24 protein-coding genes and 1 tRNA gene are annotated in these 24,514 nt (G+C 62.5%); 19 read left to right on the forward strand and 6 right to left on the reverse strand.

Annotated features, from left to right (window positions below):
• Positions 1 to 12 precede the first annotated feature (12 nt).
• A complete protein-coding gene (locus ACBG85_RS11205; protein ID WP_198174633.1) occupies positions 13 to 834 on the reverse strand; it encodes a GNAT family N-acetyltransferase in 822 nt (273 codons plus the stop codon).
• A gap of 53 nt (positions 835 to 887) precedes the next feature.
• Between ACBG85_RS11205 and ACBG85_RS11210 the strand changes: the two genes are divergently transcribed.
• The 14 genes from ACBG85_RS11210 (at position 888) to ACBG85_RS11275 (ending at position 13,543) form a co-directional block, all read left to right on the forward strand.
• Entirely contained in the window at positions 888 to 1,520 is a 633-nt protein-coding gene (locus ACBG85_RS11210) for a dienelactone hydrolase family protein (protein WP_063316608.1), read from the forward strand.
• Positions 1,517 to 2,797 (forward strand): NAD(P)/FAD-dependent oxidoreductase, encoded by a 1,281-nt coding sequence (locus ACBG85_RS11215; RefSeq protein WP_064075183.1) that lies wholly within the window; start codon positions 1,517 to 1,519, stop codon positions 2,795 to 2,797. The genes ACBG85_RS11210 and ACBG85_RS11215 overlap by 4 nt, the downstream gene beginning before the upstream one ends.
• On the forward strand, positions 2,788 to 3,531 hold the full coding sequence (locus ACBG85_RS11220; protein ID WP_064688966.1) for a DUF1365 domain-containing protein: 744 nt from the start codon (positions 2,788 to 2,790) through the stop codon (positions 3,529 to 3,531). Before ACBG85_RS11215 ends, ACBG85_RS11220 begins: the two co-directional genes overlap by 10 nt.
• Positions 3,528 to 4,817 carry a cyclopropane-fatty-acyl-phospholipid synthase family protein gene (locus ACBG85_RS11225; RefSeq protein WP_003942339.1) on the forward strand — a complete coding sequence of 430 codons (1,290 nt, stop codon included), beginning with the start codon at positions 3,528 to 3,530 and terminating at the stop codon, positions 4,815 to 4,817. The genes ACBG85_RS11220 and ACBG85_RS11225 overlap by 4 nt, the downstream gene beginning before the upstream one ends.
• Complete coding sequence (locus tag ACBG85_RS11230) at positions 4,814 to 6,130, forward strand: class I SAM-dependent methyltransferase (RefSeq protein WP_054781425.1); 1,317 nt, start codon at positions 4,814 to 4,816, stop codon at positions 6,128 to 6,130. The genes ACBG85_RS11225 and ACBG85_RS11230 overlap by 4 nt, the downstream gene beginning before the upstream one ends.
• Positions 6,127 to 6,930, forward strand: a complete 804-nt coding sequence (locus ACBG85_RS11235) for a DUF1295 domain-containing protein (protein WP_037130102.1) — start codon at positions 6,127 to 6,129, stop codon at positions 6,928 to 6,930. Before ACBG85_RS11230 ends, ACBG85_RS11235 begins: the two co-directional genes overlap by 4 nt.
• Positions 6,931 to 6,953: 23 nt before the next feature.
• Positions 6,954 to 7,331: a CrcB family protein gene (locus ACBG85_RS11240; RefSeq protein ID WP_007731302.1), complete on the forward strand. Its 378-nt coding sequence runs from the start codon at positions 6,954 to 6,956 to the stop codon at positions 7,329 to 7,331.
• On the forward strand, positions 7,328 to 7,672 hold the full coding sequence (crcB, locus tag ACBG85_RS11245) for a fluoride efflux transporter CrcB (protein WP_003942344.1): 345 nt from the start codon (positions 7,328 to 7,330) through the stop codon (positions 7,670 to 7,672). Before ACBG85_RS11240 ends, crcB begins: the two co-directional genes overlap by 4 nt.
• A gap of 97 nt (positions 7,673 to 7,769) precedes the next feature.
• Positions 7,770 to 9,407, forward strand: a complete 1,638-nt coding sequence (gene pgm, locus ACBG85_RS11250) for a phosphoglucomutase (alpha-D-glucose-1,6-bisphosphate-dependent) (protein ID WP_007731304.1) — start codon at positions 7,770 to 7,772, stop codon at positions 9,405 to 9,407.
• Positions 9,408 to 9,449: 42 nt separating this feature from the next.
• A complete protein-coding gene (locus ACBG85_RS11255) occupies positions 9,450 to 10,703 on the forward strand; it encodes an MFS transporter (protein ID WP_003942326.1) in 1,254 nt (417 codons plus the stop codon).
• Positions 10,704 to 10,728: 25 nt separating this feature from the next.
• Positions 10,729 to 11,217, forward strand: a complete 489-nt coding sequence (locus ACBG85_RS11260) for a MauE/DoxX family redox-associated membrane protein (protein ID WP_003942318.1) — start codon at positions 10,729 to 10,731, stop codon at positions 11,215 to 11,217.
• Between the two features lie 42 nt (positions 11,218 to 11,259).
• Positions 11,260 to 12,003, forward strand: a complete 744-nt coding sequence (locus ACBG85_RS11265) for a DsbA family protein (protein ID WP_007731305.1) — start codon at positions 11,260 to 11,262, stop codon at positions 12,001 to 12,003.
• 126 nt (positions 12,004 to 12,129) lie between these two features.
• Positions 12,130 to 12,202: transfer RNA gene (locus ACBG85_RS11270), tRNA-Ala, on the forward strand.
• 225 nt (positions 12,203 to 12,427) lie between these two features.
• Complete coding sequence (locus tag ACBG85_RS11275; RefSeq protein WP_372027498.1) at positions 12,428 to 13,543, forward strand: NAD(P)/FAD-dependent oxidoreductase; 1,116 nt, start codon at positions 12,428 to 12,430, stop codon at positions 13,541 to 13,543.
• 10 nt (positions 13,544 to 13,553) lie between these two features.
• Here ACBG85_RS11275 and ACBG85_RS11280 read toward each other — a convergent pair whose 3' ends face one another.
• On the reverse strand, positions 13,554 to 16,088 hold the full coding sequence (locus ACBG85_RS11280) for an alpha/beta fold hydrolase (protein WP_372027500.1): 2,535 nt from the start codon (positions 16,086 to 16,088) through the stop codon (positions 13,554 to 13,556).
• Between the two features lie 178 nt (positions 16,089 to 16,266).
• On the opposite strand from ACBG85_RS11280, the gene ACBG85_RS11285 reads away from it, so the two are divergent.
• The 3 genes from ACBG85_RS11285 to bluB all read left to right on the forward strand — a co-directional run bounded on the left by ACBG85_RS11285 (position 16,267) and on the right by bluB (position 18,629).
• The gene (locus ACBG85_RS11285) at positions 16,267 to 16,869 is read left to right on the forward strand and encodes a lipocalin family protein (RefSeq protein WP_372027501.1); all 603 of its coding nucleotides are present in this window, start codon (positions 16,267 to 16,269) and stop codon (positions 16,867 to 16,869) included.
• An 81-nt stretch (positions 16,870 to 16,950) separates the two neighbouring features.
• The gene (locus ACBG85_RS11290) at positions 16,951 to 18,003 is read left to right on the forward strand and encodes a GTP-binding protein (RefSeq protein WP_372027502.1); all 1,053 of its coding nucleotides are present in this window, start codon (positions 16,951 to 16,953) and stop codon (positions 18,001 to 18,003) included.
• Complete coding sequence (gene bluB / locus ACBG85_RS11295) at positions 18,000 to 18,629, forward strand: 5,6-dimethylbenzimidazole synthase (RefSeq protein WP_007731309.1); 630 nt, start codon at positions 18,000 to 18,002, stop codon at positions 18,627 to 18,629. Before ACBG85_RS11290 ends, bluB begins: the two co-directional genes overlap by 4 nt.
• Before the next feature lie 14 nt (positions 18,630 to 18,643).
• On the opposite strand, the gene ACBG85_RS11300 is transcribed toward bluB, so the two are convergent.
• The 4 genes from ACBG85_RS11300 to glp all read right to left on the reverse strand — a co-directional run bounded on the left by ACBG85_RS11300 (position 18,644) and on the right by glp (position 22,935).
• Positions 18,644 to 20,083 (reverse strand): DEAD/DEAH box helicase, encoded by a 1,440-nt coding sequence (locus ACBG85_RS11300; RefSeq protein WP_315873054.1) that lies wholly within the window; start codon positions 20,081 to 20,083, stop codon positions 18,644 to 18,646.
• 228 nt (positions 20,084 to 20,311) lie between these two features.
• A complete protein-coding gene (locus ACBG85_RS11305; protein WP_007731311.1) occupies positions 20,312 to 20,725 on the reverse strand; it encodes a molybdenum cofactor biosynthesis protein MoaE in 414 nt (137 codons plus the stop codon).
• A complete protein-coding gene (gene moaCB / locus ACBG85_RS11310) occupies positions 20,718 to 21,704 on the reverse strand; it encodes a bifunctional molybdenum cofactor biosynthesis protein MoaC/MoaB (RefSeq protein ID WP_165638280.1) in 987 nt (328 codons plus the stop codon). The genes ACBG85_RS11305 and moaCB overlap by 8 nt, the downstream gene beginning before the upstream one ends.
• Before the next feature lie 28 nt (positions 21,705 to 21,732).
• On the reverse strand, positions 21,733 to 22,935 hold the full coding sequence (gene glp / locus ACBG85_RS11315) for a gephyrin-like molybdotransferase Glp (protein WP_003944714.1): 1,203 nt from the start codon (positions 22,933 to 22,935) through the stop codon (positions 21,733 to 21,735).
• 111 nt (positions 22,936 to 23,046) lie between these two features.
• Here glp and moaA point away from each other — a divergent pair, with 111 nt between their 5' ends.
• Entirely contained in the window at positions 23,047 to 24,105 is a 1,059-nt protein-coding gene (gene moaA / locus ACBG85_RS11320; RefSeq protein WP_047271625.1) for a GTP 3',8-cyclase MoaA, read from the forward strand.
• On the forward strand, positions 24,098 to 24,355 hold the full coding sequence (locus ACBG85_RS11325; RefSeq protein ID WP_003944706.1) for a MoaD/ThiS family protein: 258 nt from the start codon (positions 24,098 to 24,100) through the stop codon (positions 24,353 to 24,355). Before moaA ends, ACBG85_RS11325 begins: the two co-directional genes overlap by 8 nt.
• The last annotated feature ends 159 nt before the right edge of the window (positions 24,356 to 24,514 follow it).

The raw sequence follows: 24,514 nt of genomic DNA on the forward strand, positions 1-24,514 counted from the left end.
CCGCGGGGACGTCTAACCGCTGCCGATCGAGTACTCGGCGTAGGTACCGACATCCTCGAAGCCGACGTTTCGATAGAGCTGTGCGCCGTCGCTGGACGCTTGAAGTACAGCGGTTCGGGCACCTCGCTCGCGGGCGATGTCGAGTGCGGCAAGGGTGACCGCCGAGCCGAATCCGCGTCGGCGCGCCGTTTCGAGTGTGACGACCCCATACAGTCCGGCGACGTCGGCGGCAAAATGGACCTCGGCTCCGGCGACAGGCTGGGAGTTCGCGTATCCCACGACAAACGAACTCCGCGAGCGCTCATCGAGGATGTCATCGGCGGTGTCTTCGAAGAAACCTATTACTGCGGTTGAGGGCGGCGACCAATTGGCGGCCATCACGGCGGCGTAGTCGGCGAGCTGCGAACGAGTCGTCACTCGCTGAACGCACAGTTCTGCGACAGGCGTTGGGCGTGGGACGACGTCCAAGTCTGCCGTCATTGCTCTTTCTTCCTCGGAGCGCACGCAGCCGAGGGCTGACAAGCGAGCGCCGAGGTCAGAGGGCTTGTCGCGCGGACCCGTCCACCAGGAGAACGGACGACCGGTTGCTCGAAGCCACGCGAGTACGTCGAGTAGTCGTCGGTCTTCTTCCGGGCCTTCAGCAGCAGGTACAGCGAAGCGCGCACCAGCGATGATGTTGAAAGTGTCGTCGGTGAGGCCGCTGTCTGCGACGACAACATCTGCAGAGACCGTGACCGATCCCGTCGGCAAGTGTTCATGCAGGTGGCAGGCATGGGATACCAAGTTGGCGTCCATGGCGTCGAGGACATCGCCGACGAGTGCTTCACGATTCACAAAAGAAATTCTACGAACCCCATCCAAATGGTTTTCGGCTCCGAATGCCGTGTATGACGCCCAACCGACGGCAACAGCAGGACGGTGACCAGCACCTGGTGGTGCTAGTGCTGCCTGGAGGAAAGGTATCGAGCCATCGCCCGGCTCGCGCCTGGCATCTGTCCAACCTTCGGATGTGCCCGTTCACCGCTCAGCTTCGCCTCTCCGGTGTGAAAGCGGTGCAGGCTCGCTATCGAGTTCGAGGTTGGAACGGTGCCGAGCGCAGTCCGGTCGCCGACGCCCGCGCCGCACTCGACGCGATAACGAAACGTAATTCACAAGCTCAGGTGATCCTGCTGGGGCACTCGATGGGCGGACGGGTCGCCGCCGAACTGTGTGGCGATCCGGCGGTGGTCGGTGTGGTCGCGCTGGCGCCGTGGTGGCCCGATGGAACGTCGGTGAATCTGCGTTCGGACACACCACTGTCAGTCCTTCACGGCACGGCTGACTCCTGGACCGATCCGGAGGTGTCGCGGCGAAAGGTCGACGAACTGCAGGCGTCGGGTAAGAGCGCTGAATGGATCGGCATCGACGGCGCAGGCCACTTCATGCTCCGTCGGGCGGCGACTTGGCATCGCCTCGTCGCGGATGCAATCGCAGGAATGAGTCGCGGGGTAGCCGCAACAAAGATGGGAGAACGACGATGAGTTCCGACAAGCGCAAGGTGGCCGTCGTCGGTAGTGGTGTCGCAGGTCTGACAGCGGCGTGGGTGCTCAGTAAGGACAGTGACGTCACCCTCTACGAAGCGGATTCACGGCTCGGCGGGCACGCGGACACCCATTCGGTCACCGACCCGGAAGGGCGAAGCCTCGCCATCGACACGGGGTTCATCGTCCACAACGATCGCACCTATCCGACATTGTTGCGATTGTTCGCAGAACTCGATGTGCCTACGCAGGAATCCGACATGAGCATGTCGGTCAGGTGTGGGGGGTGCGGGCTCGAGTACTCGGGAGGCCAAGGTTTGCGCGGCGTTCTCCCGACGCCGGGGCTGCTGGTGAACGGCAGTTTTCTGTCGATGCTGATGGAGGTCAAGCGCTTCCATCGCCGTGCCCGCGCATTGCTCGACAACACGGATCCGTCGGCACCTGACCAGACGCTGGGAGTGTTTCTGCGCAGCGGCCGGTTCTCCGACTACTTCACCGCTCACTTCATGACTCCGCTCGTGTCGGCAGTCTGGTCGTGTGATCCCGGCTCGGCCCTGAAATATCCCGCGCGGTACCTGTTCTCGTTCCTCGATCACCACGGAATGCTGAGCGTCACTGGATCGCCCACCTGGCGAACAGTCACCGGTGGATCGGGCGAATACGTTCGTCTCGTCGCCAAAAGTATCGGGGATATCCGCCTGAACACGCCGGTTCGCGCCGTCCACCGGTTCGACGATCGCGTCGACATTCGTGACGGCGACGACCAGATCCAGACCTTCGACGCAGCCGTGGTCGCAACGCATCCGCAGCAAGCGCTGAAGATTTTGGCGGATCCGACGCCTGTCGAATCCCAGGTCCTCGGTGCAATGCCGTACTCCGTCAACCACACCCAACTTCACACGGACGAAAATGTGCTGCCCGGCAACACCAATGCGCGCGCGTCGTGGAACTACTACATCCCTGAATGCAACGCGAAGCCGGATCACGTTCTGGTCAGCTACGACATGACGAGGTTGCAGCGGCTGCCGGAGACCGGCCGGCGCTACCTGGTGACGTTGGGGGGAGACGAAATGGTGGCCCCGGACTCGGTGATCGATCAGATGACCTACGAGCATCCGCAGTACACACCCACCTCCGTCGCCGCTCAAGCGCGGCTTCCCGAGTTGGACTCGGACGTGCTCGCGTTTGCCGGTGCGTACCACGGATGGGGCTTCCACGAGGACGGTGCACTCTCTGGCCTGCGCGCCGCCGAACGCGTCGGAGGTCGGTGGCCGTGACCGCACCCATCACGCCGTCCATCGTTCATACGAGCATTCGGCACGTACGAACGGAGCCGTTGCACAACGAGTTCGAGTACCGAAGCTACAGTTGGCTCGTCGACGTCGACGATTTGCCCGAGCTCCCGAAGGCTTTGCGGCCCTTGGCGAAGTTCGACGCCGGGGATCACCTCGGCGACCCCACTCGATCGATTCGTGCCAACGTCGAGACTTTTCTGGCAACCAACGGATTGGAGTTCGCCGGCGGTCGCATCCTCATGCTTGCGAACGCGCGTGTGTTCGGCCATGTGTTCAACCCGCTGAGTGTGTTCTGGTGTCTGAACGACGACGGCAGTCAGCGGTGCGTCGTTGCCGAGGTTCACAACACCTACGGCGAGCGGCACTGCTACCTGCTCGAAACCGACGAACGTGGCGCGGTTCGCACGTCCAAAGAGTTCTACGTATCTCCGTTCAACGATCTGGACGGCGAGTACCGGATGCGACTTCCGCTACCCGACACCGCGCTCGCGCTCTCGATAGTTCTGGCCCGTGACGGCAAGGCGCCCTTCGTGGCCACGGTGTCCGGTCGTTGTGTGCCGGCGACGACGCGCGAGATCGTGCGCAGTGCGCTCGCCATCCCGCTGGCTCCGCTCCGAGTCGCCGCGCAGATCAGATTTCAAGGAATCCGGCTGTGGGCCAGGCACTTACCCATCGTTCCCCGACCGCAACATCACCCGCAGGAGGCAGTGCAATGACCACAACCACTCTCGGCACCGAACCTTCCGCTCACACGATCGAAACCGAGCGGTGGCCGGGCGTCGCCACCGTGCCGAGCGGGCTCAAAGTGCGGGTTGCATCACCGGTTGCCCGCGCCCTGTTCCACAAGGCGGTCGCACGTTTGCCGCTGCGTGTCCAGATGCCCAACGGTGAGTTCTCCGGTGGCGGTAGCCCCGATTCGCCGTTGATGGTCATTCACCGCCCAGACGACTTCGCTGCTCGTGTGGGTGACAGTGGTTTGATCGGATTCGGCGAGTCGTACATGGCGGGCGATTGGGAAGCGTCCGACCTCACTGCGGTCCTGGAAGTCTTCGCCTCCCGCGTGGCGACGCTCATTCCCGACTTCCTGCAGCGGCTACGAGGCCTCTACATTCCGAAGCAGCCTCGCAGTGAACGGAATTCGACGCAGAACACGCGCTCGAACATCTCCCGGCACTACGACCTCTCGAACGAGATGTTCGAACTGTTCCTCGACGACACCATGACGTATTCCAGTGCACTCTTCGAGGATCTGTCGGTAGGGGCGACCCCGTCGTGGGACGTGCTCGCAGCGGCGCAGCATCGGAAGATCGATCGACTGCTGGATGGCGCAGGTGTCGGACCCGGTTCGCGAGTGCTCGAAATCGGCACAGGCTGGGGAGAATTGGCGATCCGAGCTGCCCAACGGGGAGCGACGGTGCGCTCGGTGACACTTTCGGTCGAACAGCAGGAATTGGCAGCGAAGCGGATAAGCGCTGCGGGATTGGCAGATCGCGTTCAGGTCGACCTTCTCGACTATCGGCAGGTACAGGGGGAGTACGACGCCGTTGTGTCGGTCGAGATGATCGAGGCCGTCGGCCACCAGTACTGGGGAAGCTACTTCCAGACGATCGACGCCCTGCTGGCGCCGGGTGGGCGCGCGGCGATCCAAGCCATCACGATGCCGCACGATCGAATGCTCGCGACCCGCAACACCTACACCTGGGTGCACAAGTACATCTTCCCCGGCGGATTTCTCCCGTCGGTGCGGGCGATCGAGGACGTCACCGAGCGCATGACAACCCTGCGGGTGCGTGAGCGGATGTCGATGGGCGATCACTACGCGCAGACGTTGCGACTGTGGGACGAGCGATTCAGCGCTCGCACCGACGAGGCGTCCGCGCTCGGGTTCGACGCAGTGTTCGCGCGCATGTGGCATTTCTATCTCTGCTACTCCGAGGCGGGGTTTCGGTCGGGGTATCTCGACGTCCAGCAAATTGTTCTCGATCGGAGGAACCAGCGATGACCGCCACGATGGATCGAACGGCACAAGGTACCGGCGTTGCGGGTCGTCTCTCGGACATCCTCAGTCCACTTGTCGGCGGCGAACTTCCGGTGCGGTTGACTGCATGGGACGGCAGCACAGCAGGTCCGGAAGATGCTCCGAAGGTGACGCTTTACAGCCCGAACGTTTTGCGACGCTTGCTCTGGAATCCCGGCGAGTTGGGGGCTGCGCAGGCGTATGTTCTCGGTGAACTCGACGTCGAGGGCGATCTAGGCGATGCACTCACACACGTGTGGAAGGTGTCTGCCGAGCGGGGGCTCGGGTCGATTACCCCGACACCGTCGCTCGTCTTGGCCGCGGTCAAGGCTGCGCGATCCTTCGGTGCTTTCGGGAGACCTTTGGCTCCGCCGGCGTCGCAGGCTCAGGTGAAGGGGCGCCTGCACAGCCTCGCCCGCGACCGCGAGGCGATCGGGCACCACTACGATTTGTCGAACGATTTCTACCAATTGATCCTCGATGAGAACATGGCGTACTCCTCGGGCTATTGGACTTCCGATGCACCGGACTACACGCTCGAAGACTCACAGACAGACAAGCTGGACCTGGTGTGCCGCAAGGTCGGTCTCGATCGAGCGCGAGGCTTGCGGTTTCTCGATGTCGGCTGTGGTTGGGGCTCGCTCAGCCTGCATGCAGCGCGGGAGTACGGCGCCAGGGTTGTCGGAATCACGATCTCGGCGGAGCAGAAGGCTTTTGTCGACGCGAAGGTCCGCGCGCTCGGTTTGGAAGACTGGGTCGAGATTCGCCTCCAAGATTATCGAGAGATTCCAGACGGTCCCTTCGATGCGGTCGCTTCCATCGAGATGGGTGAGCATGTCGGTGAGGACAACTATCCGACCTACGTGAAAGCGCTCCACGACAATGTTATTGCCGGTGGCCGTGTGCTGATTCAGCAGATGTCCCGCACTGGCCCGCACCCCGGGGGAGGTCCGTTCATCGAGTCGTTCATCGCGCCGGACATGTACATGCGGCCCGTCGGTCGCACTGTTGCGATGATCGAGGAAGGTGGACTCGAAGTGCGGGACGTCCACGCCCTGCGTGAGCACTACGTGCGGACCGTCGACGCGTGGATCGAGACCTTCGAATCGAACTGGGATCGCGTCGTGGAACTCGTAGGTGTCGAAGTCGCCCGGGTGTGGCGTCTCTACCTCGTCGGCGGAGGAATGGCATTTCGGGACGGCAGGATGGGCGTTGATCAGATTCTGTCGGTCCGGCCGCACGGTGATGGTCGATCGGGTATGGAACCGGTACGGCCGCAGTGGGTGTCGCGGCGATGAACGGATTCGACTGGGGCGCGTTCGGAGTGGTCACACTCACGAGTCTGCTGGCGATCGCCGTCGGAATGGCGGTGACAGCCACGATCGGTGTACGGATCGGGCGCCACAACGTTGTCGACGTGTCGTGGGGCGCCGGCTTCGTTCTGATCGCGCTCGTGTCCGCGATAGTGGGAACCGGCGACCTCTGGCGCCGGTTGCTGATGCTTGCGCTCGTGGCGATCTGGGGTCTGCGGTTGGCGACGCACATGGCGATTCGATCGCGTGGCAAAGGTGAAGACCCGCGGTACGAAGAAATGCTCGGACGAGCGACGGGTAATCGAACGCTGTATGCGATCCGCAAGATCTATCTCACGCAGGGGATTTCGTTGTGGTTCGTCTCCCTGCCGATCCAGGTCGCAGCAGTGTCGAACGGCAGCTTCGGACTTCTTGTCGTACTCGGAATCGCGCTGTGGATTGTCGGCGTCACGTTCGAGACGGTCGGCGACCGACAGATGGAGGAGTTCAAATCCGATCCGGGCAGCCGTGGCCACATCATGGATCAAGGTTTGTGGGCATGGACGCGGCATCCCAACTATTTCGGCGACGCGTGTGTCTGGTGGGGGATCTTCCTCGTCTCGGCGTCCGTGTGGCCGGGGGTGTTGACCGTCCTCTCACCGATCGCCATGACGTACTTCCTGGTCTTCGCCACCGGAGCGCGGTTGCTCGAGCGACACATGGAACAGCGTCCGGGCTATCGCGAGTATCAGCAGCGGACAAGTTACTTCATTCCTCGCCCGCCGAAAGCCCGCTCCGGGACGTAGGCTCTTTCGGGTGAGGCCAGAGCATGGGTGATCTGAAACTGCCGGCTGCGGTATGCGCGGTTGCCGTCGGCGGAGGGTTGGGCGCGCTCAGCCGCTACGGTCTGGGGGAGCTCTTTCCCCACATCTGGACGACTCTGGTCATCAACGTCGTTGGCTCGTTCGTTCTCGGTGTTCTCGCGGCCCTGCTCGTGCACAACAAGGTTGGGTACCTCTTTCTCGGCACGGGCTTCTGCGGCGGCTTCACCACCTTCTCGTCCTTCGCGGTTCACGCCGTGACGGAGAGTCCGTGGCGATCGATTCTCTATGTTCTCGGGACGTTGATTCCCGCGATCCTCGCTGCAGCACTGGGCAAAGGGCTCGGTGAACGCTGGATCCGCGCGCGGGACGGAGCGTCGGCATGACAGTTCTCCTGGTGGCGCTCGGCGGCGGCGCTGGTGCGAGTGGCCGGTACCTGTTGGCGCGGTATGTGCCCGCGTACAAGGGATTTCCGGCTGCGACGTTCGCCGCGAACGTGATCGGCTGCTTCCTCCTTGGATTGTTCACCGGGGCAGCTCTTTCCACCGAGATGGCCGCACTTCTGGCGACCGGCTTCTGCGGCGGCTTGTCCACCTATTCGACCTTCGCGACCGAGAACGTCGGGATGATCGAGAGGCGCCAGACGGCGCTTTCTCTGATCTATATCGTCCTCAGTCTGATCGTGGGACTGTCCGCTGCGTGGTTGGGAATCCAGATCACGGATTGACGGATCCGGCGCCGAGCGTGCACGCCACGCGGCCAGGGTAGACAATTGTCCACAGTCGCGTCGACACAGTGGTCGACCACCGGGCCGAGGGGGATTCGTGGCGCACGAACGAGCAGGACAAGTGGCTCTGCCAGAGGATCTGATCAATGTTCCTCATCTGGTCACCGCGTATTACACGCGCACTCCGGATCCCGAGAACCCGATGCAGCAGGTACTTTTCGGCACTTCAGGACATCGCGGTTCCAGTCTCGACTCGGCGTTCAACGAAGCTCATATCCTGGCGACAACCCAGGCGATCGTCGAGTACCGCGCTTCGCAGGGAATCGACGGCCCGCTGTTCATCGGCCGGGACACACATGCGCTCTCGGAGCCTGCCTGGCTGTCGGCCTTGGAGGTCCTGGTCGCCAACGACGTCGTCGTCCTCGTCGATTCACGCGACGCCTACACTCCCACCCCGGCTGTCAGTCACGCGATCTTGCGATACAACTCGACGGGTCCGGAGGCCAAAGCCGACGGCATCGTCGTGACACCGTCACACAATCCGCCTCGTGACGGTGGCTTCAAATACAACCCGCCGCACGGCGGGCCCGCGGACACGGATGCGACGTCGGTTATCGCCGATCGAGCGAACGAGCTACTGCGCAAGGGGCTTTCCGGGGTACGGCGTGTGACGGCGGCACAAGCGCTGGACCGCGTCGAACGCTACGACTTCCTCCGCTACTACGTCGAAGACCTCCCCAGTGTCCTCGACCTCGACGCGATCCGCGATGCCGGAATCACGATCGGTGCAGACCCCCTCGGCGGGGCAAGCGTCGACTACTGGGGCGCGATTGCCGAAACTCACCGACTCGACCTCGAAGTGGTGAATCCTCTCGTCGATCCGACCTGGCGGTTCATGACGCTCGATACGGACGGCAAGATCCGCATGGACTGCTCGTCGCCCGACGCGATGGCGTCGCTGATCGGGATTCGGGATCGCTACGACATCGCGACCGGAAACGATGCGGACTCCGACCGCCACGGCATCGTCACTCCCGACGGCGGTTTGATGAACCCGAATCACTATCTGGCCGTTGCCATCGAGTACCTGTTTGCGAACCGGCCAGGTTGGGGCGCAGATACCAAGGTCGGCAAGACCCTCGTGAGTTCCTCGATGATCGACCGTGTCGTGAGCAGCCTGGGCCGCGAATTGCTCGAGGTTCCGGTCGGGTTCAAGTGGTTCGTTCCCGGATTGCTCGACGGGTCTGTGGGATTCGGCGGCGAGGAAAGCGCCGGCGCGTCCTTCCTCCGACACGACGGTTCCGTCTGGACGACGGACAAGGACGGCATCATCCTTGCGTTGCTCGCGTCGGAAATCACCGCGGTGACGGGAAAGTCTCCGTCAGCGCACTACGCCGCGTTGGCCGAAAAGTTCGGGAGCCCGGTGTACGCACGGATCGATGCGCCCGCGACACGCGCACAGAAGGCAGTCTTGGCAAAATTGTCTCCCGACCAGGTGAGTGCGACCGAGCTGGCGGGTGAACCGATCACCGCGACACTGACTGCCGCGCCCGGAAACGGCGCGGCGATCGGTGGTCTCAAGGTGGCGACGGAGAACGCGTGGTTTGCAGCGAGGCCGTCCGGCACGGAGGACGTGTACAAGATCTATGCCGAGTCGATGAAGGGCGCCGATCATCTGGCTCAGGTTCAGGCAGCGGCCAAGGACTTGGTGTCCGGCGTCTTGAAGGCGAACTAGCCCGCGGACCGCTCAGGTCGCCCGGCTAGAATTCCGGGCGACATGAAAACTCGTGCAGCCAAGCTGCCACAGGAAATTTGGGTACTGGTCGCCGCCAGCTTCGTCATCGCCCTCGGATTCGGGTTGGTCGCCCCGGCACTACCTCAGTTCGCGCGCAGCTTCGACGTATCGGTCACCGCCGCCACGATCGTGATCTCGTCTTTCGCTTTCATGCGGTTGGTGTTCGCGCCGATGAGCGGCACTTTGGTACAGAAACTCGGTGAGCGGCCGGTCTACATCGTCGGCCTTCTCATCGTCGCGGTCTCGACCGGTGCGTGCGCTTTCGCGGGGGAGTACTGGCAACTTCTGCTGTTCCGGTCGTTGGGCGGCATCGGGTCGACCATGTTCACGGTGTCGGCCCTCGGGCTGATCATTCGCATGTCACCGTCGGACAGTCGCGGCCGCGTGTCGGGTCTGTACGCGACAAGCTTTCTCATGGGATCGATCGGCGGCCCGCTGGTCGGCGGAGCGCTGTTGCAGTTCGGTCTGCGGATGCCGTTCATCATCTACGCAATTGCGTTGGTGATCGCCGCGCTCGTTGTCTTCGTGAGCCTGCGTGGATCTCATTTGGCGTCACCGGACAAGGCTGTCGATGTGAAGTCGATGACTCTCACAGAAGGCCTCCAGTCTCCGGTGTACCGGGCAGCGCTCGGATCGAACCTCGCCTTCGGTGGCGTGATCTTCGGAGTTCGCGTTGCCATGGTTCCCCTGTTCGTCGTCGAGTTCCTCGGCCGAGACCCCTCGATTGCGGCCTACGCCCTGACGATCTTCGCCGTCGGCAATGCGTTGGTGTTGATCGTCTCCGGACGACTCTCGGACCGCTTCGGACGCAAGCCCTTTGTCGTGAGCGGCCTACTCATATGCGGTCTGGGAACCATCGCAATGGGATTCACCGACAACCTCGTGGTGTTCTTCGCCATTGCCGCAGTGACTGGTGTCGGCTCCGGCCTCATGAGTCCGGCCCAGCAGGCCGCGGTTGCCGATGTTGTCGGATCGACGGCCCGAGGCGGACCCGTTCTGGCGGTATTCCAGATGATGTCCGACATCGGTGGGGTAGTGGCGCCGATTTGTGCCGGACTGATCGCCCAGCATGTGTCGTACTCGGCGGCCTTCGCGGTGATGGGAGCCGTAGTAGTCGTGTCGGCGACGGGGTGGTTGTTCGTTCCGTCGCGAACGAAGCCCGTCGAATCCGTCGTCGAAGATCTGACTGATGTGACGGTGCTAACGGATACTCCTGCGCGGACAAACCTGGACTGACCGGGCATTCTGTACTCTCGATCGGGTGGCAATTCGCATCGTGAGTCTTGTGGCCCGATTGGGTTTGGCGGCCGTCTGGCTGATTTCCGGGGGACTCAAGTTCTTTGATCCCGTTCAGACGAAGATCGCGGTGCGCGCCTATCAACTATTGCCCGAGTCACTGGTGGGTCCGGTGGCGACGGCTCTTCCCCTGGTCGAAATAGTCCTGGGCCTGCTGATCCTCGTCGGGTTGGCGGTGCGAGCATCCGCTGCAGTCTCGGTGGTCATCCTCACGGTTCTCATTGCGGTGATCATTTCGGTGTGGGCCAGGGGATTGTCCATCGACTGCGGATGTTTCGGCGGCGGAGGTGCAGCCGACGTCGGCGCTTGGGACTATTCGAAGGAGATTCTCCGCGACCTGGGCTTCTTGGCACTTGCCGTCTGGCTGCTCGTGTTCCCGCGTTCGCCACTCGCATTGGGGCCCGGATCACGCGCGGCGTTCTCAGTGGATACTCAGTCTTCAGTGGCAAGGTAAGCAATCGGTAAATCGTATCGACGCACGAAGGACTGCATCAGCGTGAGCACCAAGAGCAGCAAGAACAAATACTCGCCGGAACCGGTCTCGAGCCGCTCCACCTACATCATCGGTGGCCTCGCGGTGCTCGTGATCGCGGCCCTCGTCATCGGCGGTGTCTTGTGGACGAACAGCAAGAACAAGCCCCAGAACGACGGCTACGGCTCCGTGCAGAGTTCCGAAGTTGCCGTCACGGTGCAGGACAACGGAGTGGTGCTGCTCGGCAAGCCCTCCGCCGCGACAACCATTGATCTCTTCGAGGATCCGCTGTGCCCGGCCTGTGCTGCTCTCGAACACCTCAGTGGCCAGGCTCTCGCGGCCGCCGTCGACAACGGTGACGTCGCCGTGCGGTACCACATGCTGAACTTCCTCAACCGGGCGTCGGGCAGCGGTGACTACTCCACACGGGCCGGCGCCGCTCTGCTCTGCGTCGCTCAGGGTGGTGACGCGATTGCGTACTCCGCATTCCACAACAAGCTTTTCGCGACCGACACGCAGCCGGCCGAGGGCGGCAGCAGCGACCACACCAACGACGACCTCGCCCAGATCGCTCGTGATGCGGGCGCATCCGAGGACGTGGCAACCTGCATCTCTTCCGGTACCAACGTCGAAGCCGCCGCGGCCAATGCCGCAGCCGCCAGCCAGGCGCTCAAGGATGTCGGGTCGAACGGGACGCCCACGGTTGTGGCGAACGGCAAGATCGTTGACACAGGCAGCAGCGACTGGGTTTCCAAGCTCTCCTCTTGAGCTGGAGCGGCCGCTTCGCTCTGACCAGGCGATTTGTTGCCCACGAGTCAAGTGGTGTAACTTTCTTCCAGCAAGCGGAAAGCAGAACAGCCGCTGCGAGTTCGACTGTTAGAGCGAACTGAATACGGGGCTATGGCGCAGCTGGTAGCGCACCACACTGGCAGTGTGGGGGTCAGGGGTTCGAGTCCCCTTAGCTCCACCCGAACAAATGCTCTGCACCAATCGGTGCAGAGCATTTGTTGTTTTCGAGCCAGTGTTGTGTTGTCGACCCTGTGTTTTTCGAGTCTCTATTGCATGCAGCACAGTTCTGCCTAGATGTGTCGACCGCCATAACGCCAGGGCGTCAATGTTCAATAACGTCCGCGATGAGGCCTGATCATCCCGTGCATTCTCAGCATGGGGACCGTTGGCGGAACGGAGAACCATGAGTGCACACGTGGTGATAATCGGGGCAGGATATGCGGGCGTCATGGCAGCGAAGCGACTGCAGAGAACTCGGTCGGACATCACGGTGACCGTCGTGAATCCGCGCCCACACTTCGTGCAAAGAATCAGGCTCCATCAGATGATCGCGGCTGGCTACGACGCGACGGTCTCGTTCGACAGGGCCCTACCGCGTGCGGCACACCGAGTCTTCGGAGAGGTGACGACGATCGAGGCGGCGCTCGGCAGGCTCACCCTCGACGACGGCAGCGTGCTCGACTACGACTACTTGGTCTACGCAGTCGGAAGTGGGCAGTTACCCAGCACTATCGGCGGGGCGGCGGAGCACGGGTTCAGCGTCTCCGAATTCGAGGACGCGGTTCGCCTCGAATCCAGAATGGCGACACTCGACGGGAAGGCTACGGTCTGCGTTGTTGGCGGCGGTCTCACCGGAATCGAGACTGCCGCAGAATTGGCTGAGCAGCGAAGCAGCCGAATCACTTTGGTGACCGGAGGAATCGTGGCCCCGGATCTGTCAGAGCGTGCGCGATCTGCAATTCTCAGAACATTGACCGATCTTGGGGTCGACATCGTCACCGAATCCCGGGTTACACGGATTGACGGTTCGTCCTGCGAGCTTGCGGGAGGCGCACGGGTGGAGGCAGATTGCACGATTCTCGCGACAGAATTCGGGGTCCCCGAGCTGGCGCGCCGAAGTGGCCTTCCCGTCGACGGTCTCGGTCGTCTGAAGGTCGACGACCGTCTCGAATGCTCGTCCCACCCCAACATCGTCGGTGCGGGTGATGCGGTCGCAGTCGGTGATCTTTTACTGAGGATGAGTTGTCAGGCCGCGATTCCCTTGGGAGTCCATGCGGCCGAGACGATCCTGCATCGACTCGAAGGTTCCGCGCCGCGCCCGGTGGCTCCGAAGTTCGCAGGCCGGTGCATCAGTCTCGGGAGGCGGCGAGGTGTGTTCCAGCGGACCACTCGTGTCGACGACGCAGCGGGCATGTTCATCGCAGGCAGGGCGGGTGCGTTCGTCAAGGAACGAGTGTGTTCGTCGACGACCGACTGGGCACTCACTCCCCGCCGCTCTTTCTTCTACAGCTGGACATGAGCAGCGCTGGTCACGCTCGATCACAGACTCGATCGATGATCGCCGCAGTCTTGCGGACGTACGGTTGGCGGACGACGTCTTCGTGGCACGCGTCGACGTCGTCGAAATCCAGTGAGCCTGTGGCAATGAGTGACCAGATCTCGCGTCCACGGTTGTTGGTGGCTCCACGGATCACGGTGACGGGCGCGGCGCATGCTCGTATCCGATGCTTCCGGAGCGCCTGGCCTCCGATGTAGAGGAACACGGTCCACTGGGTGGCCGGCGGGTACTGCAGAATGCCGGCGAACAGCGTGCGGATCCACATGGCCGCGACGGTGCGTCTGGTCGGCTTCCAGCGGGCATTGGAGGATGGTTGTGGTGCAAGGTCGACGATCGACGGATCCAAAGTGATGCCCGCTCGACCAGCCAGTCGTGCGGCAGCCTCGGTGGAGATTCTGGTGTCGAGAACGGTGACGTGTTCGACAGTGTCACCTGACTCGGACAGCTGTGTCGCCATTTCCAGCGCCACGTAGCCGCCGTACGAGTATCCGGCGAGGAGGTATGGCCCGGTGGGCTGAATCTTCTTGATTTCGAAAATGAAACGGCGGGCGCTTGCTTTCACCGACCGGTCGGGTAGTCCGCGAGATTCGAAGCCGTGTGGCTGAAGTGCGTAAACCGGCCGATCGGTGTGAAGCGCTTTCGACAAGGTGGACAGCGTCGTCGATGGGCACCCCGCTCCGTTCATGATGAACAGCGGTCGCCCGGAGCCTTCGAGCTTCAGTGGCACCATCGTGTTGTGACAGACGCGATCATCGGGATCGATTCTGCGCCGATCCACCAGCGCTGCAAGGTCTTTGACGGTACTGGCGGCCGCGAACTCCGCCGCCGTGATCCGGATCCGGAACATGTCGTGAATCTTTGCCACCACTTCGGTTGAAGCAAGCGAATCGCCGCCGAGTTCGAAGAAGTCGTCCTCACGGTCGATGGAGTCGATACCGAGAATCGACTCCCAGATAGAGGACAACCACAATTCGGCGGGCCCGGCGAGAGTCGGTGGAGTGGACCGCACCTCGACGGAGGGCAGCGCTGTTCGATCGACCTTTCCTCTTTCGTTGCGGGGCAACGCCGGCATCAGAACAAAATGTCGGGGGAGCATCCAGGCCGGCAGATATGTCGCCAATTCGCGCCGCATCTCGGCGCCCGACCGTGCCATCACGGCTTTGGTCAGGACCACGTAGGCGACGATCTCCGGTCGATCGTTCTCGAGGACGACGGCCACGAAAACATCGGCGACGCCGGGAATTCGACGAATATGCGCCTCGACTTCCATCGGTTCCACCAGATAGCCCCGAATCTTGACGGCGTCGTCGACGCGTCCCCGCAGTTGCAGTTCTCCGCGTTCGTCGATGCGGCCCCGGTCACCGGTCCGGTAGATGCTCACTCCGTCGCCCAGGCGCGTGAATCGTGTTGCAGTTCGATCCGGGTCGCCGTGGTATCCGTCGGCAAGATCACTGGAGACAACCTGAATCTCTCCGATCTCTCCGTCGGGGAGAGGCACGCCGTTCACATCGACGATCTGTACGTCCTTGCCGTCGCGAGCACGTCCGGCCGGTACCACTCCGACGGGTAGTTCGGAATGTGGTGGGAACACGTTGTACGCGACGACACCGGTCTCGGTGGTGGCCAGCCAGTTGACGTACGTGACGCGAGCGAAGCCGTGACTGCGATGGCGCGCGTAGTCCTCGCCGTGAACTGCTTCCCCGTACGTTACGACGACGCGTAGGGAACCGATCGAATCATCATTTGCTGCACCGCAATCGAGATCTGACCACGCCCGCAGAAAAGACGGCGCACAGTGCGTGGTCGTGATCGAATTCTCGATCAGCCAGTCGTCGATTCCCGAGACGCCGTCGATACGTGGATCCCAGCAGTAGACCGTGACTCCGTTCATAAGCCCCATGATCAGGGCCGTGATTCCGGCTCCGAAACTGACGGGCAACAGGTTCCCGATGTGATCGTCGGGTCGCAGGTCGATTGCTGCGGCGAGTTCGTCGGCCTTGTTCAGGCACATGGAGTGGCTCAACACGACTCCCTTGGGCGCCCCGCTGGTGCCTGACGTGAACGCGATCATTGCAGGGTCGGAACTCGATGGTTCCAACGCGCTGTCGAATCTGAAGCCCGTCGCAGCAGACTCGTCGAGTATCGACTGCAGCGGGACTGCACCCGAGGTGCTCATGATGTGCGCTCGGCGGGCCTCGGGGAGTTGTGGGTCGATCATGACCAAGGGCCGACCGGAAATCAGAGTGGCGAGGATGGCGGGCACCGACTCGGCCGTTGGTTCGAGATCGACCGCAACCGGGCGTGCCCCGTGTGACCCACGTAGGCGAAGTTCGCGGACCAATGCGTCGGTCCGGAGTTCGAGTTCGGCGAAAGTGATCCGGTCGCGCGGAGTCACGACGGCAACGGCGTCGTGCTGCATAGAGGTGACTCGGCGCCACCTCGACTCGATCGTCTCGTCGATGACTGCATAGCGAGTGCGTTCTAGACCTAAGTCGACAACCTTCATCACAGTAGCTCCGTCCGACTTTCAGCTATCTTTTAGCAAAGACTACATAAGGTTTGTGAAGTAGGTCCATAACAAACCAAAAGTAGTTTTACATACCGCCCCATCCTCCAGTCAGTCAGCTCCGAATGCCTTGAGGAACCAATGCCGATCGAGCGTTGTACAGACGAGGAGCAGTGACATGAAGTGGTCGGGGCGAAGTGCGATTGCGATTGCGGGAGTGTGCGCCGCAGCGACGATGTTTTCGGGAACCGCGCAGGCGAGCCCACTCTGGGAACCCTTGCAGCCGGTGGCGAACCTGGACGTCGCGCGCTACGTAGGGGAATGGAACCAGGTGGCGGCGATTCCTCAGCCCTTCAGCCTCGCGTGCGCGAAGGACACCCGGGCGAGTTACGGGATCGTCGATTCGTCGAACGTGAGCGTGAAGAACACGTGTACGACGTGGACCGGTCAAGTCAACGAGATCGTCGGGAATGCCCGAGTTACCGATCCAGCAACGGGTGCCCAGTTGCACGTGAGCTTCCCCGGGGTGCCCTCACAGGAAAGCTTGGACGGCCCACCCAACTACATCGTCACCTACATTGCCGACGACTATTCGTGGGCACTGGTGGGCGATCCGCTCAGGCTTTCCGGGTTCGTGCTCTCACGGTCGGCGGTCGTCGACGCGGCAGGCTGGAGTGAGATCCGCCGGGTCGCCGAATCCCGTGGATACAACGCATGCACGATCCTGACGTCACCGACCACCGAGGGCACGTCGGACATCCGTCCGCTCTGCACGGTGTGAGTCTGCTGTCAGCGTGAACCTTCCGGAGCCACACTCCACTACGATCACTGATCGGTACGTGTGGTTTCGGAAGGTTGTGTGGTGGCGAAGAAGCAGATTCCCGTAATAGTCGTCGCAGGCTTTCTCGGTTCGGGCAAGACGACGCTGCTCAACCATCTTCTGCGTAACAGCGACGGTGTACGCATCGGCGTGATCGTCAACGACTTCGGCTCCGTCAACATCGACTCGATGATGGTCGCCGGTCAGGTCGATTCGATGGTCTCCCTCAGCAACGGCTGTTTGTGCTGCGCTGTCGACGTCTCGGACATGGACGAGATGCTGAACAAGTTGGCGCACCGGCAGTCCGGGATCGACGTGATCGTCATCGAGGCCAGCGGGCTTGCCGAGCCGCGGAACATGATTCGACTCGTCCTCGGAAGCGAGAACCCGTCTGTCGTCTACGGCGGCCTGGTGGTCCTGGTCGACGGAGCCAATTTCTCCACCGTTCGCCGCGAACATCCCGAGCTCGATCAACATGTCCGCCTGGCAGACCTGGTGGTAGTCAACAAGATCGACAGCGTTCCGGTCGCCGAACGCGAGCGATTCACGGCCGAAATTCGTAAGTTGAATCCGCGAGCGCCGATGGTGGAAACCTCGCACTCGCGGATAGACCCCGCTCTGTTGTTCGATACCGGCGAGGTGACCCCTCCGGCTCCGGGCGATCAACTGAGCCTCGACGAACTCCTGCGCGACGGGCACGACGACGATCACGAGGACGGCTCGTGTCACCACGATCACCTGCACCACCGCTACGAATCGGTTGATTTCGCATCGGAGACGCCTCTCGATGCCAGGGCTCTGACGCACTTTCTCGAGAATCAGCCGTCGGGTGTTTACCGCATCAAGGGCTTCGTGAACTTCGAGATTCCGGGCTACACAGGAAAATTCGAGATCCAATCGGTGGGTGATCATGTCCGGATCACGCCGCTGCGATGGAAGTCGGGCGAACCTCGAACCACGCAACTGGTCGTGATCGGCACCGGGATGGATTCGGGGGCGGTCGGCAGCGCGCTCCGCGCCTGCATGCGCGAAGAAACGGTCGAACCGCACCCCGACGCCATGCTGGGATTGCACCGCTATACCGTCGGGGCGTGAGTGAATCAGCTGTATCCGTGTACGAAGCGATTCGGCGACGCCGAGACGTTCGCGCCGAGTTCTCGGGAGAGATCGTCCCCGACGAAACTCTGATGCGCATTCTCGACGCCGCCCATCGCGCGCCGAGCGTGGGAAACACGCAACCGTGGGATTTTGTCGTCGTTCGTAATCCGGAGACGCTCGACACCTTCGCGGCACACGTCGCCGATGCCCGGGTGAAATTCGCGCAGTCTTTGCCCGAGGATCGCCGCTCGACGTTCGACCCCATCAAGATCGAGGGAATCGCCGAGAGCGGTACCGGCATCGTCGTCACTTACGACCCGTCGCGCGGTGGTCCGAACATCCTCGGCCGTCATACCGTCGACGACACCGGACTGTTCTCGGCGGTACTGGCAATTCAGAATTTGTGGCTCGCCGCGGTAGCCGAGGAGATCGGCATCGGCTGGGTTTCGTTCTACGACGAGAAGTACCTCACCGAACTCATGGGCATTCCGTCACCCGTTCGCCCCATTGCGTGGCTGTGCGTCGGGAAGGTGACCGAGTTTCAACAGGTTCCGGATCTCGAACGCTTCGGATGGCGACAGCGCCGGCCATTGGCCGACGCTGTCCACTACGAAACCTATTGAGTTGTACCGGGGGCCTAGCGTGCGGGACGGCCACCGGTGGAGCCTGCGGTGCGAGCGCCGCCGCCGGTGCGGGGACGGCGAGCGCCACCACCGGCATGTTCCTGACGGGCAGCTCCGCCGGTGCGAGCACCGCGTGACTGACCGCCCTGTCCGGAGCGAGCCTGACCCGAACGTGCTGCGCCGCCGCGTCCACCCTGGCCGGCGGGACGCTGTCCGCGTCCGCCGTTGGGCTGGGCAGGAGCCTTCGGAGACGGCGTGACGTGCGGTGCGATGTCGCCGACCAACTTGACGACGTGCTCGGAGTTGGCAGTCGAACGGACCGGGGTCACCTTGATGGCTGCCTTGCGCATGAGGATCGCAAGATCCTTACGCTGCTCGGGCAGAACCACGGTGACCACGTCGCCGGCGCTGCCTGCGCGAGCGGTGCGACCACTGCGGTGCAGGTAAGCCTTGTGCTCGGCCGGCGGATCGACGTGGACGACCAACTCGACGTCGTCGACGTGGACGCCACGCGCTGCGACGTCGGTGGCGACGAGGACGCGCGCTTCACCGGCGGAGAATGCCGCCAGGTTACGGTCGCGAGCAGCCTGCGAGAGGTTGCCGTGAAGGTCAACGGACGGGATGCCCGACTCGGTGAGCTGGCGAGCCAACTTGCGAGCCTGGTGCTTGGTGCGCATGAACAGGATGCGACGACCGGTACCGGAAGCGAGCTTCTCGACCAGAGCCTTCTTGGCTTCGACGCCGTCGACGTCGAACACGTGGTGCGTCATTGCGGCGACGGGGGAGTTGGCCTCGTCGACCGAATGCATGACCTCGTTCTTGAGGAAACGCTTGACGAGCTTGTCGACGCCGTTGTCCAGCGTTGCCGAGAACAGTAGACGCTGCCCGTCCTGCGGGGTGGACGAGAGGATGCGGGTGACGACGGGCAGGAAGCCGAGGTCGGCCATGTGGTCGGCCTCGTCGAGCACGGTGATCTCGACGGCGTCGAGACTGACGAACTTCTGCTTCATGAGGTCTTCGAGGCGACCGGGGCAGGCGACGACGATGTCGACTCCGGCCTTGAGAGCCTGAACCTGGCGGTGCTGCGAGACACCACCGAAGATCGTGGTCACGCGCAAGTCGTATGCGGCGGCCAACGGTTCGAGGGTTGCGGTGATCTGGGTGGCGAGCTCACGCGTGGGTGCGAGCACCAGGCCGAGCGGTCGACCCGGACGACGCTTTCCTCCGGACAGTTCGCCGGCGAGGCGGGAGACCATGGGGATGGAGAACGCGAGGGTCTTGCCGCTTCCGGTCTTTCCGCGGCCCAGTACGTCGCGCCCCGAGAGAGTGTCGGGGAGGGTGTCGATCTGGATCGGGAACGGAGAAGTGATTCCGCCGTCTTCGAGAGCTTTCACCAGCGGTGCGCGCACACCGAGGGCTGCGAAGGTGGTAGCGGGCGTAGAGATGTCAGACAAGTGTGTTCAGAGCCTTTCGGGCACGTGTTCGTGCCCGGATGCCGACACGGGAATTAACCGGTCGAACAATCAAGCACAGTGGTGGCGGCGCTGCCGGTCGGCAGGCTTCTTCGCCGTAAGAAGAGCGGGTGCATTGAGCACTCAGCAAGAAAATTTGCGTTCTACGACGCTGGATGCCCGATTTCAGGCACCTAGTGATCGCAACTCTACCTTCCCGGAGCGTTCGACCTACAACCCGACCCATTCGGAGACGCCGTTCGCGAAGTGTTGCCGCTTCCAGATCGGTACCTCGTGCTTGATGCGCTCCACCAGTTCGGCGCACGCGGCAAACGCCTCCGCTCGATGCGGCGCGGCGACGGCGGCGACCAGTGCGAGGTCGCCGATCTCGAGGTGACCGACGCGATGGATCGCGGCAACCGGCAGGCCGGTCGAGGCCGCAACCTCTTGGCAGCACGTCTGGAGGAAGCGTTCGGCATCCGGATGCGCTTGGTACTCCAACGCCGAAACCGCTTGACCTCCATCGTGATTGCGCACCGTTCCCGTGAACACCACAACAGCGCCGTTCTTCGGACCGGCAACGGCGGCGTCGACGGTGTCTGCGTGAATCGGTTGCTCGGAGATCCGAGCCAATAGCTCACTCATCGTGCGCTCCTCCGCCTGCGACCTGCGCGAGCAGGTGATCGATGATGGGTCCGAGGACGGCGAGACCGTCCTTCACTCCACCGGGAGAACCCGGAAGATTGACGACGACCGTCGTACCTGTGAGACCTGCCACACCACGGCTCAGCGACGCGTGTGGTGTCTTCTCGAGGCCCTTGGTCCGGATCGCTTCTGCGACGCCGGGCAACTCACGGGTCAAGACTGCCCGGGTAGCTTCCGGGGTGGCATCCGTGGGGGAAGCCCCGGTGCCGCCGGTACTGATGACGAGTGACGGGGAGCCCTCCTTGGCGTCAGCGATGCCCGCCGCGATGTCTGCGTCGGCGTACACAAGCGGTCCACGTACCTCGAAGTCCCGTTCACGTAGCCAGGTCGCGATCGTGGGTCCGGTGGTGTCGGGTCTGGTGCCGTTCGCACCGCCGGTGGAAGCCACGAGGACGGTCGCGGACCGTGCCGAGGTGAAGGTGTGCGCCGGAGCTGTCTGTGCGTTCTGAGTGTCGCGGGTCCAATGTCCGCGCTTACCACCGTCTTTGGTGAGCAGACGAACACCGTTCATGGTAGCTCCGGGGTCCACCGCTTTGACCATGTCGTGCAAGGTCAGGCCGGCTACCGCGACGGCGGTGAGTGCTTCCATCTCGACGCCGGTCTGTCCGCGAGTCTTCGCCGTCGCCTCGACGGTGATCGATGTTTCGGTGAACCCGAATTCCACCTTGACCGACGAGAGCGCGAGTTGATGACACAGCGGGATCAGTTCGGAGGTCTTCTTCGCACCGGCGATTCCGGCGATGCGCGCGGTGGTGAGGACATCAGCCTTGGGCATGCCGTCGGCGCGGACGAGGCGAACTACCTCGGCGGTCGTGACGAGTTCGCCGGCAGCGACGGCGATACGCGTCGTCTCGGCCTTGGCGCTGACGTCGACCATGCGCGCTCGGCCCTCGCTGTCGACGTGTGTCAATTCGGTCATCAGTGTCCTTTGAATCAGATCGAGTGAATCAGATCGAGGAAGTCGAGAGCGGGACGACGTCGACGAGATCGCCCGCGCCGAGCTCGGTCACGGCGGCGGGGATGTCGATCAGGACGTCGGCCCACGCCATGGCTGCAACAAGGTGCGATCCGGGTCCGGCAACGAGTTCGATTCCGTCCGCAGTTCTGCGTGCCCGCAGGAACTGCCGCTTGCCGTCCACCGAACGCAGCGGTGCAGTCAACGGGAGTCGCTCGCGCGGGATCTCGGGCAGGCCCGCGGCCCGGCGCAGTTCGCCCCGTGCGAAGACCTCGAAGGAGACCATCGTGCTCACCGGGTTGCCCGGGAAGCTCAGTACCGGCACTTCGTTCACCACTGCAGTGCCTTGCGGACCGCCCGGCTGCATTGCGACGTGGCCGAAGTGTGCTCCCAGAGGCGTGAGAGTTTCCTTCACCACCTCGAAGTCGCCCATGGACACTCCGCCGGAGGTGAACACCAGATCAGCGACCGAGGTTGCGTACGAGAGCAATTCGCGGAACTCGGCGGGGTCGTCGCTGCTTCGGGCGACGGATACGACATCGGCGCCGTTGGCTTCGGCCAATGTTGCCAAAGCTGGACCGTTGGAATCGTAGATCTCACCGGGTTCGAGAGTTGTTCCGGCACTTTTCAGTTCGGCGCCCGTCGTAATTATCGCGACCCGTGGCTTCGTGTAGGTGTCGAGCGAGGCCAGGCCCACAGCACTCAGCGCGGCGATATGGCGAGGTTCCAAGTGCGTTCCGGCCGTGACCAGTAGCATTCCGGCGGTGATGTCGCTGCCACGTTCGCGTACGAATTCGCCTACCGACCTGCCCCGTTCGATCGTGACGACGTGCTCGGTGACACCCGTTGTGTCCTCGACCGGAACAACGGCGTCGGCACCCTCGGGGAGCGGAGCACCGGTCATGATGCGAAATGCCGATCCTGGAAGGTGTTTCGGTGGTTTTCCGCTTCCAGCGGCGATCACGCCTCGAACCGTCAGTGTGGTCGGAACCGAGGCCACAGAAGCAGCATCGACGGCATACCCGTCCATCTGCGAGTTGCGGAAGAGTGGCAGGTCTACCGGCGATGCGATATCCGAGCAAGTTATGCGCCCCAACGCTTCTGCCGTCGGAACTGCCGTCGGAGAGAGGGTGTGCAGGCCGGTGAGCAATCCGGAGATGTGCGACGCGTGTTCCTCGACCGAACGCGCGCTCATGACAGTAACCTCGACAACCTCGACATGTTTTGATCCTAGGCGGTGTGGTCCGTCCGACACACGGAGTACGGCTTTCGGTCATACTGGAGCAATACGGAAGTTGGTGAAGTGATGACAGTGGTCTCGATGGGAATTCCCACCGTGCGGTTCGACGCTGCCTCCCTCGCCGGTCGTCCCGAGACGGATCTCCTGGTCGACAGGTTCGGGCGTGTTGCCAGAGATCTGCGAGTCTCGATCACCGAGAAGTGTTCACTTCGTTGCACGTATTGCATGCCGGAGGAAGGCTTGCCGGCCATCGCTGCGGAAGATCTTCTGAGTGCCGACGAGATCATTCGAGTAGTCGGAATCGGCGTCGAACGAGTCGGTATTCGCGAGGTGAGATTCACCGGCGGCGAACCGCTGATGCGTAGTGACCTCGAAAAGATCATCGGGGGGTGCGCCGCGCGCGTGCCAGGAATTCCACTTTCCATGACTACCAACGCCGTTGGGCTCGAACATCGTGCCGCAAAGCTGGCTGCAGCTGGTTTGACTCGCGTGAATGTTTCCCTGGATTCGGTTGATCGCGCCCATTTCGCTGAATTGACGCGTCGAGACAGGTTGCCGTCCGTTCTCGCGGGAATTCGAGCGGCAGCTGCGGCCGGGCTCGCGCCACTGAAGATCAATGCGGTGCTGATGCGTGAAACGCTCCACGGCGCGGCGGATCTTTTGCAGTGGTGCCTCGAAGCCGGCGTCGAATTGCGCTTTATCGAGCAAATGCCTCTGGACGCAGACCATGCATGGGCACGCGAGAACATGGTGACCGCGGCTGAATTATTGTCCGTTTTGGGAAGCCGTTTCGAATTGGAAGCAATCGGCCGTGAAGATCCGTCGGCTCCTGCCGAAGAATGGCGTGTCGACGGGACCACGATGACGGTAGGGATCATCGCTTCCGTGACCCGCTCGTTCTGCAGTGAATGCGATCGGACGCGAATGACCGCAGAGGGAACAATTCGGTCATGTCTGTTCAGTGACCGTGAAGTTGATCTGCGTGCCGCGCTCAGGGCCGGAGCAAGTGACGACGAACTAGCGGATTTGTGGCGCGGTGCGATGTGGAACAAGTGGGCTGGGCACGGCATCGACGCCGCGGACTTCGTTCCGCCGGAAAGAAGTATGGGAGCGATTGGTGGCTGATCCGCATTCGATCTCGGTTCGTTACTTTGCTGCTGCAGCGGATGTATCCGGTTGCCGTAGCGAGGTAGTCGCCATCTCGCCTGACAACACACTTGCCGAGTTGGTGGCGGTGCTGGTCGGGCGATACGGACCGGAGATGGAGCGAGTGCTGTCGGTCTCGGCTTTCCTCGTCGGTGACGAGTTGACCCGTGACGTCTCTCGAGCCTCCGGTAGCGCTGTCGATATTCTTCCGCCTTTCGCTGGAGGCTAGTCCAAGAATTGCCGGCGTAGCTATTTGTGGGCTGCCGACGTATTATCCTTTTTCGGTTTGCCGGTCCAAATATTCATATCTTGATCACTCCAGCTCAGGTGGCATCTATCTCCGTTTTCTCCATTGTTGGTCAATTGTCCAGCATTGGTCGTTTTGTTT

Source organism: Rhodococcus sp. NyZ502 (assembly GCF_041464245.1).
Classification (GTDB): Bacteria; Actinomycetota; Actinomycetes; order Mycobacteriales; family Mycobacteriaceae; genus Rhodococcus_F; species Rhodococcus_F qingshengii.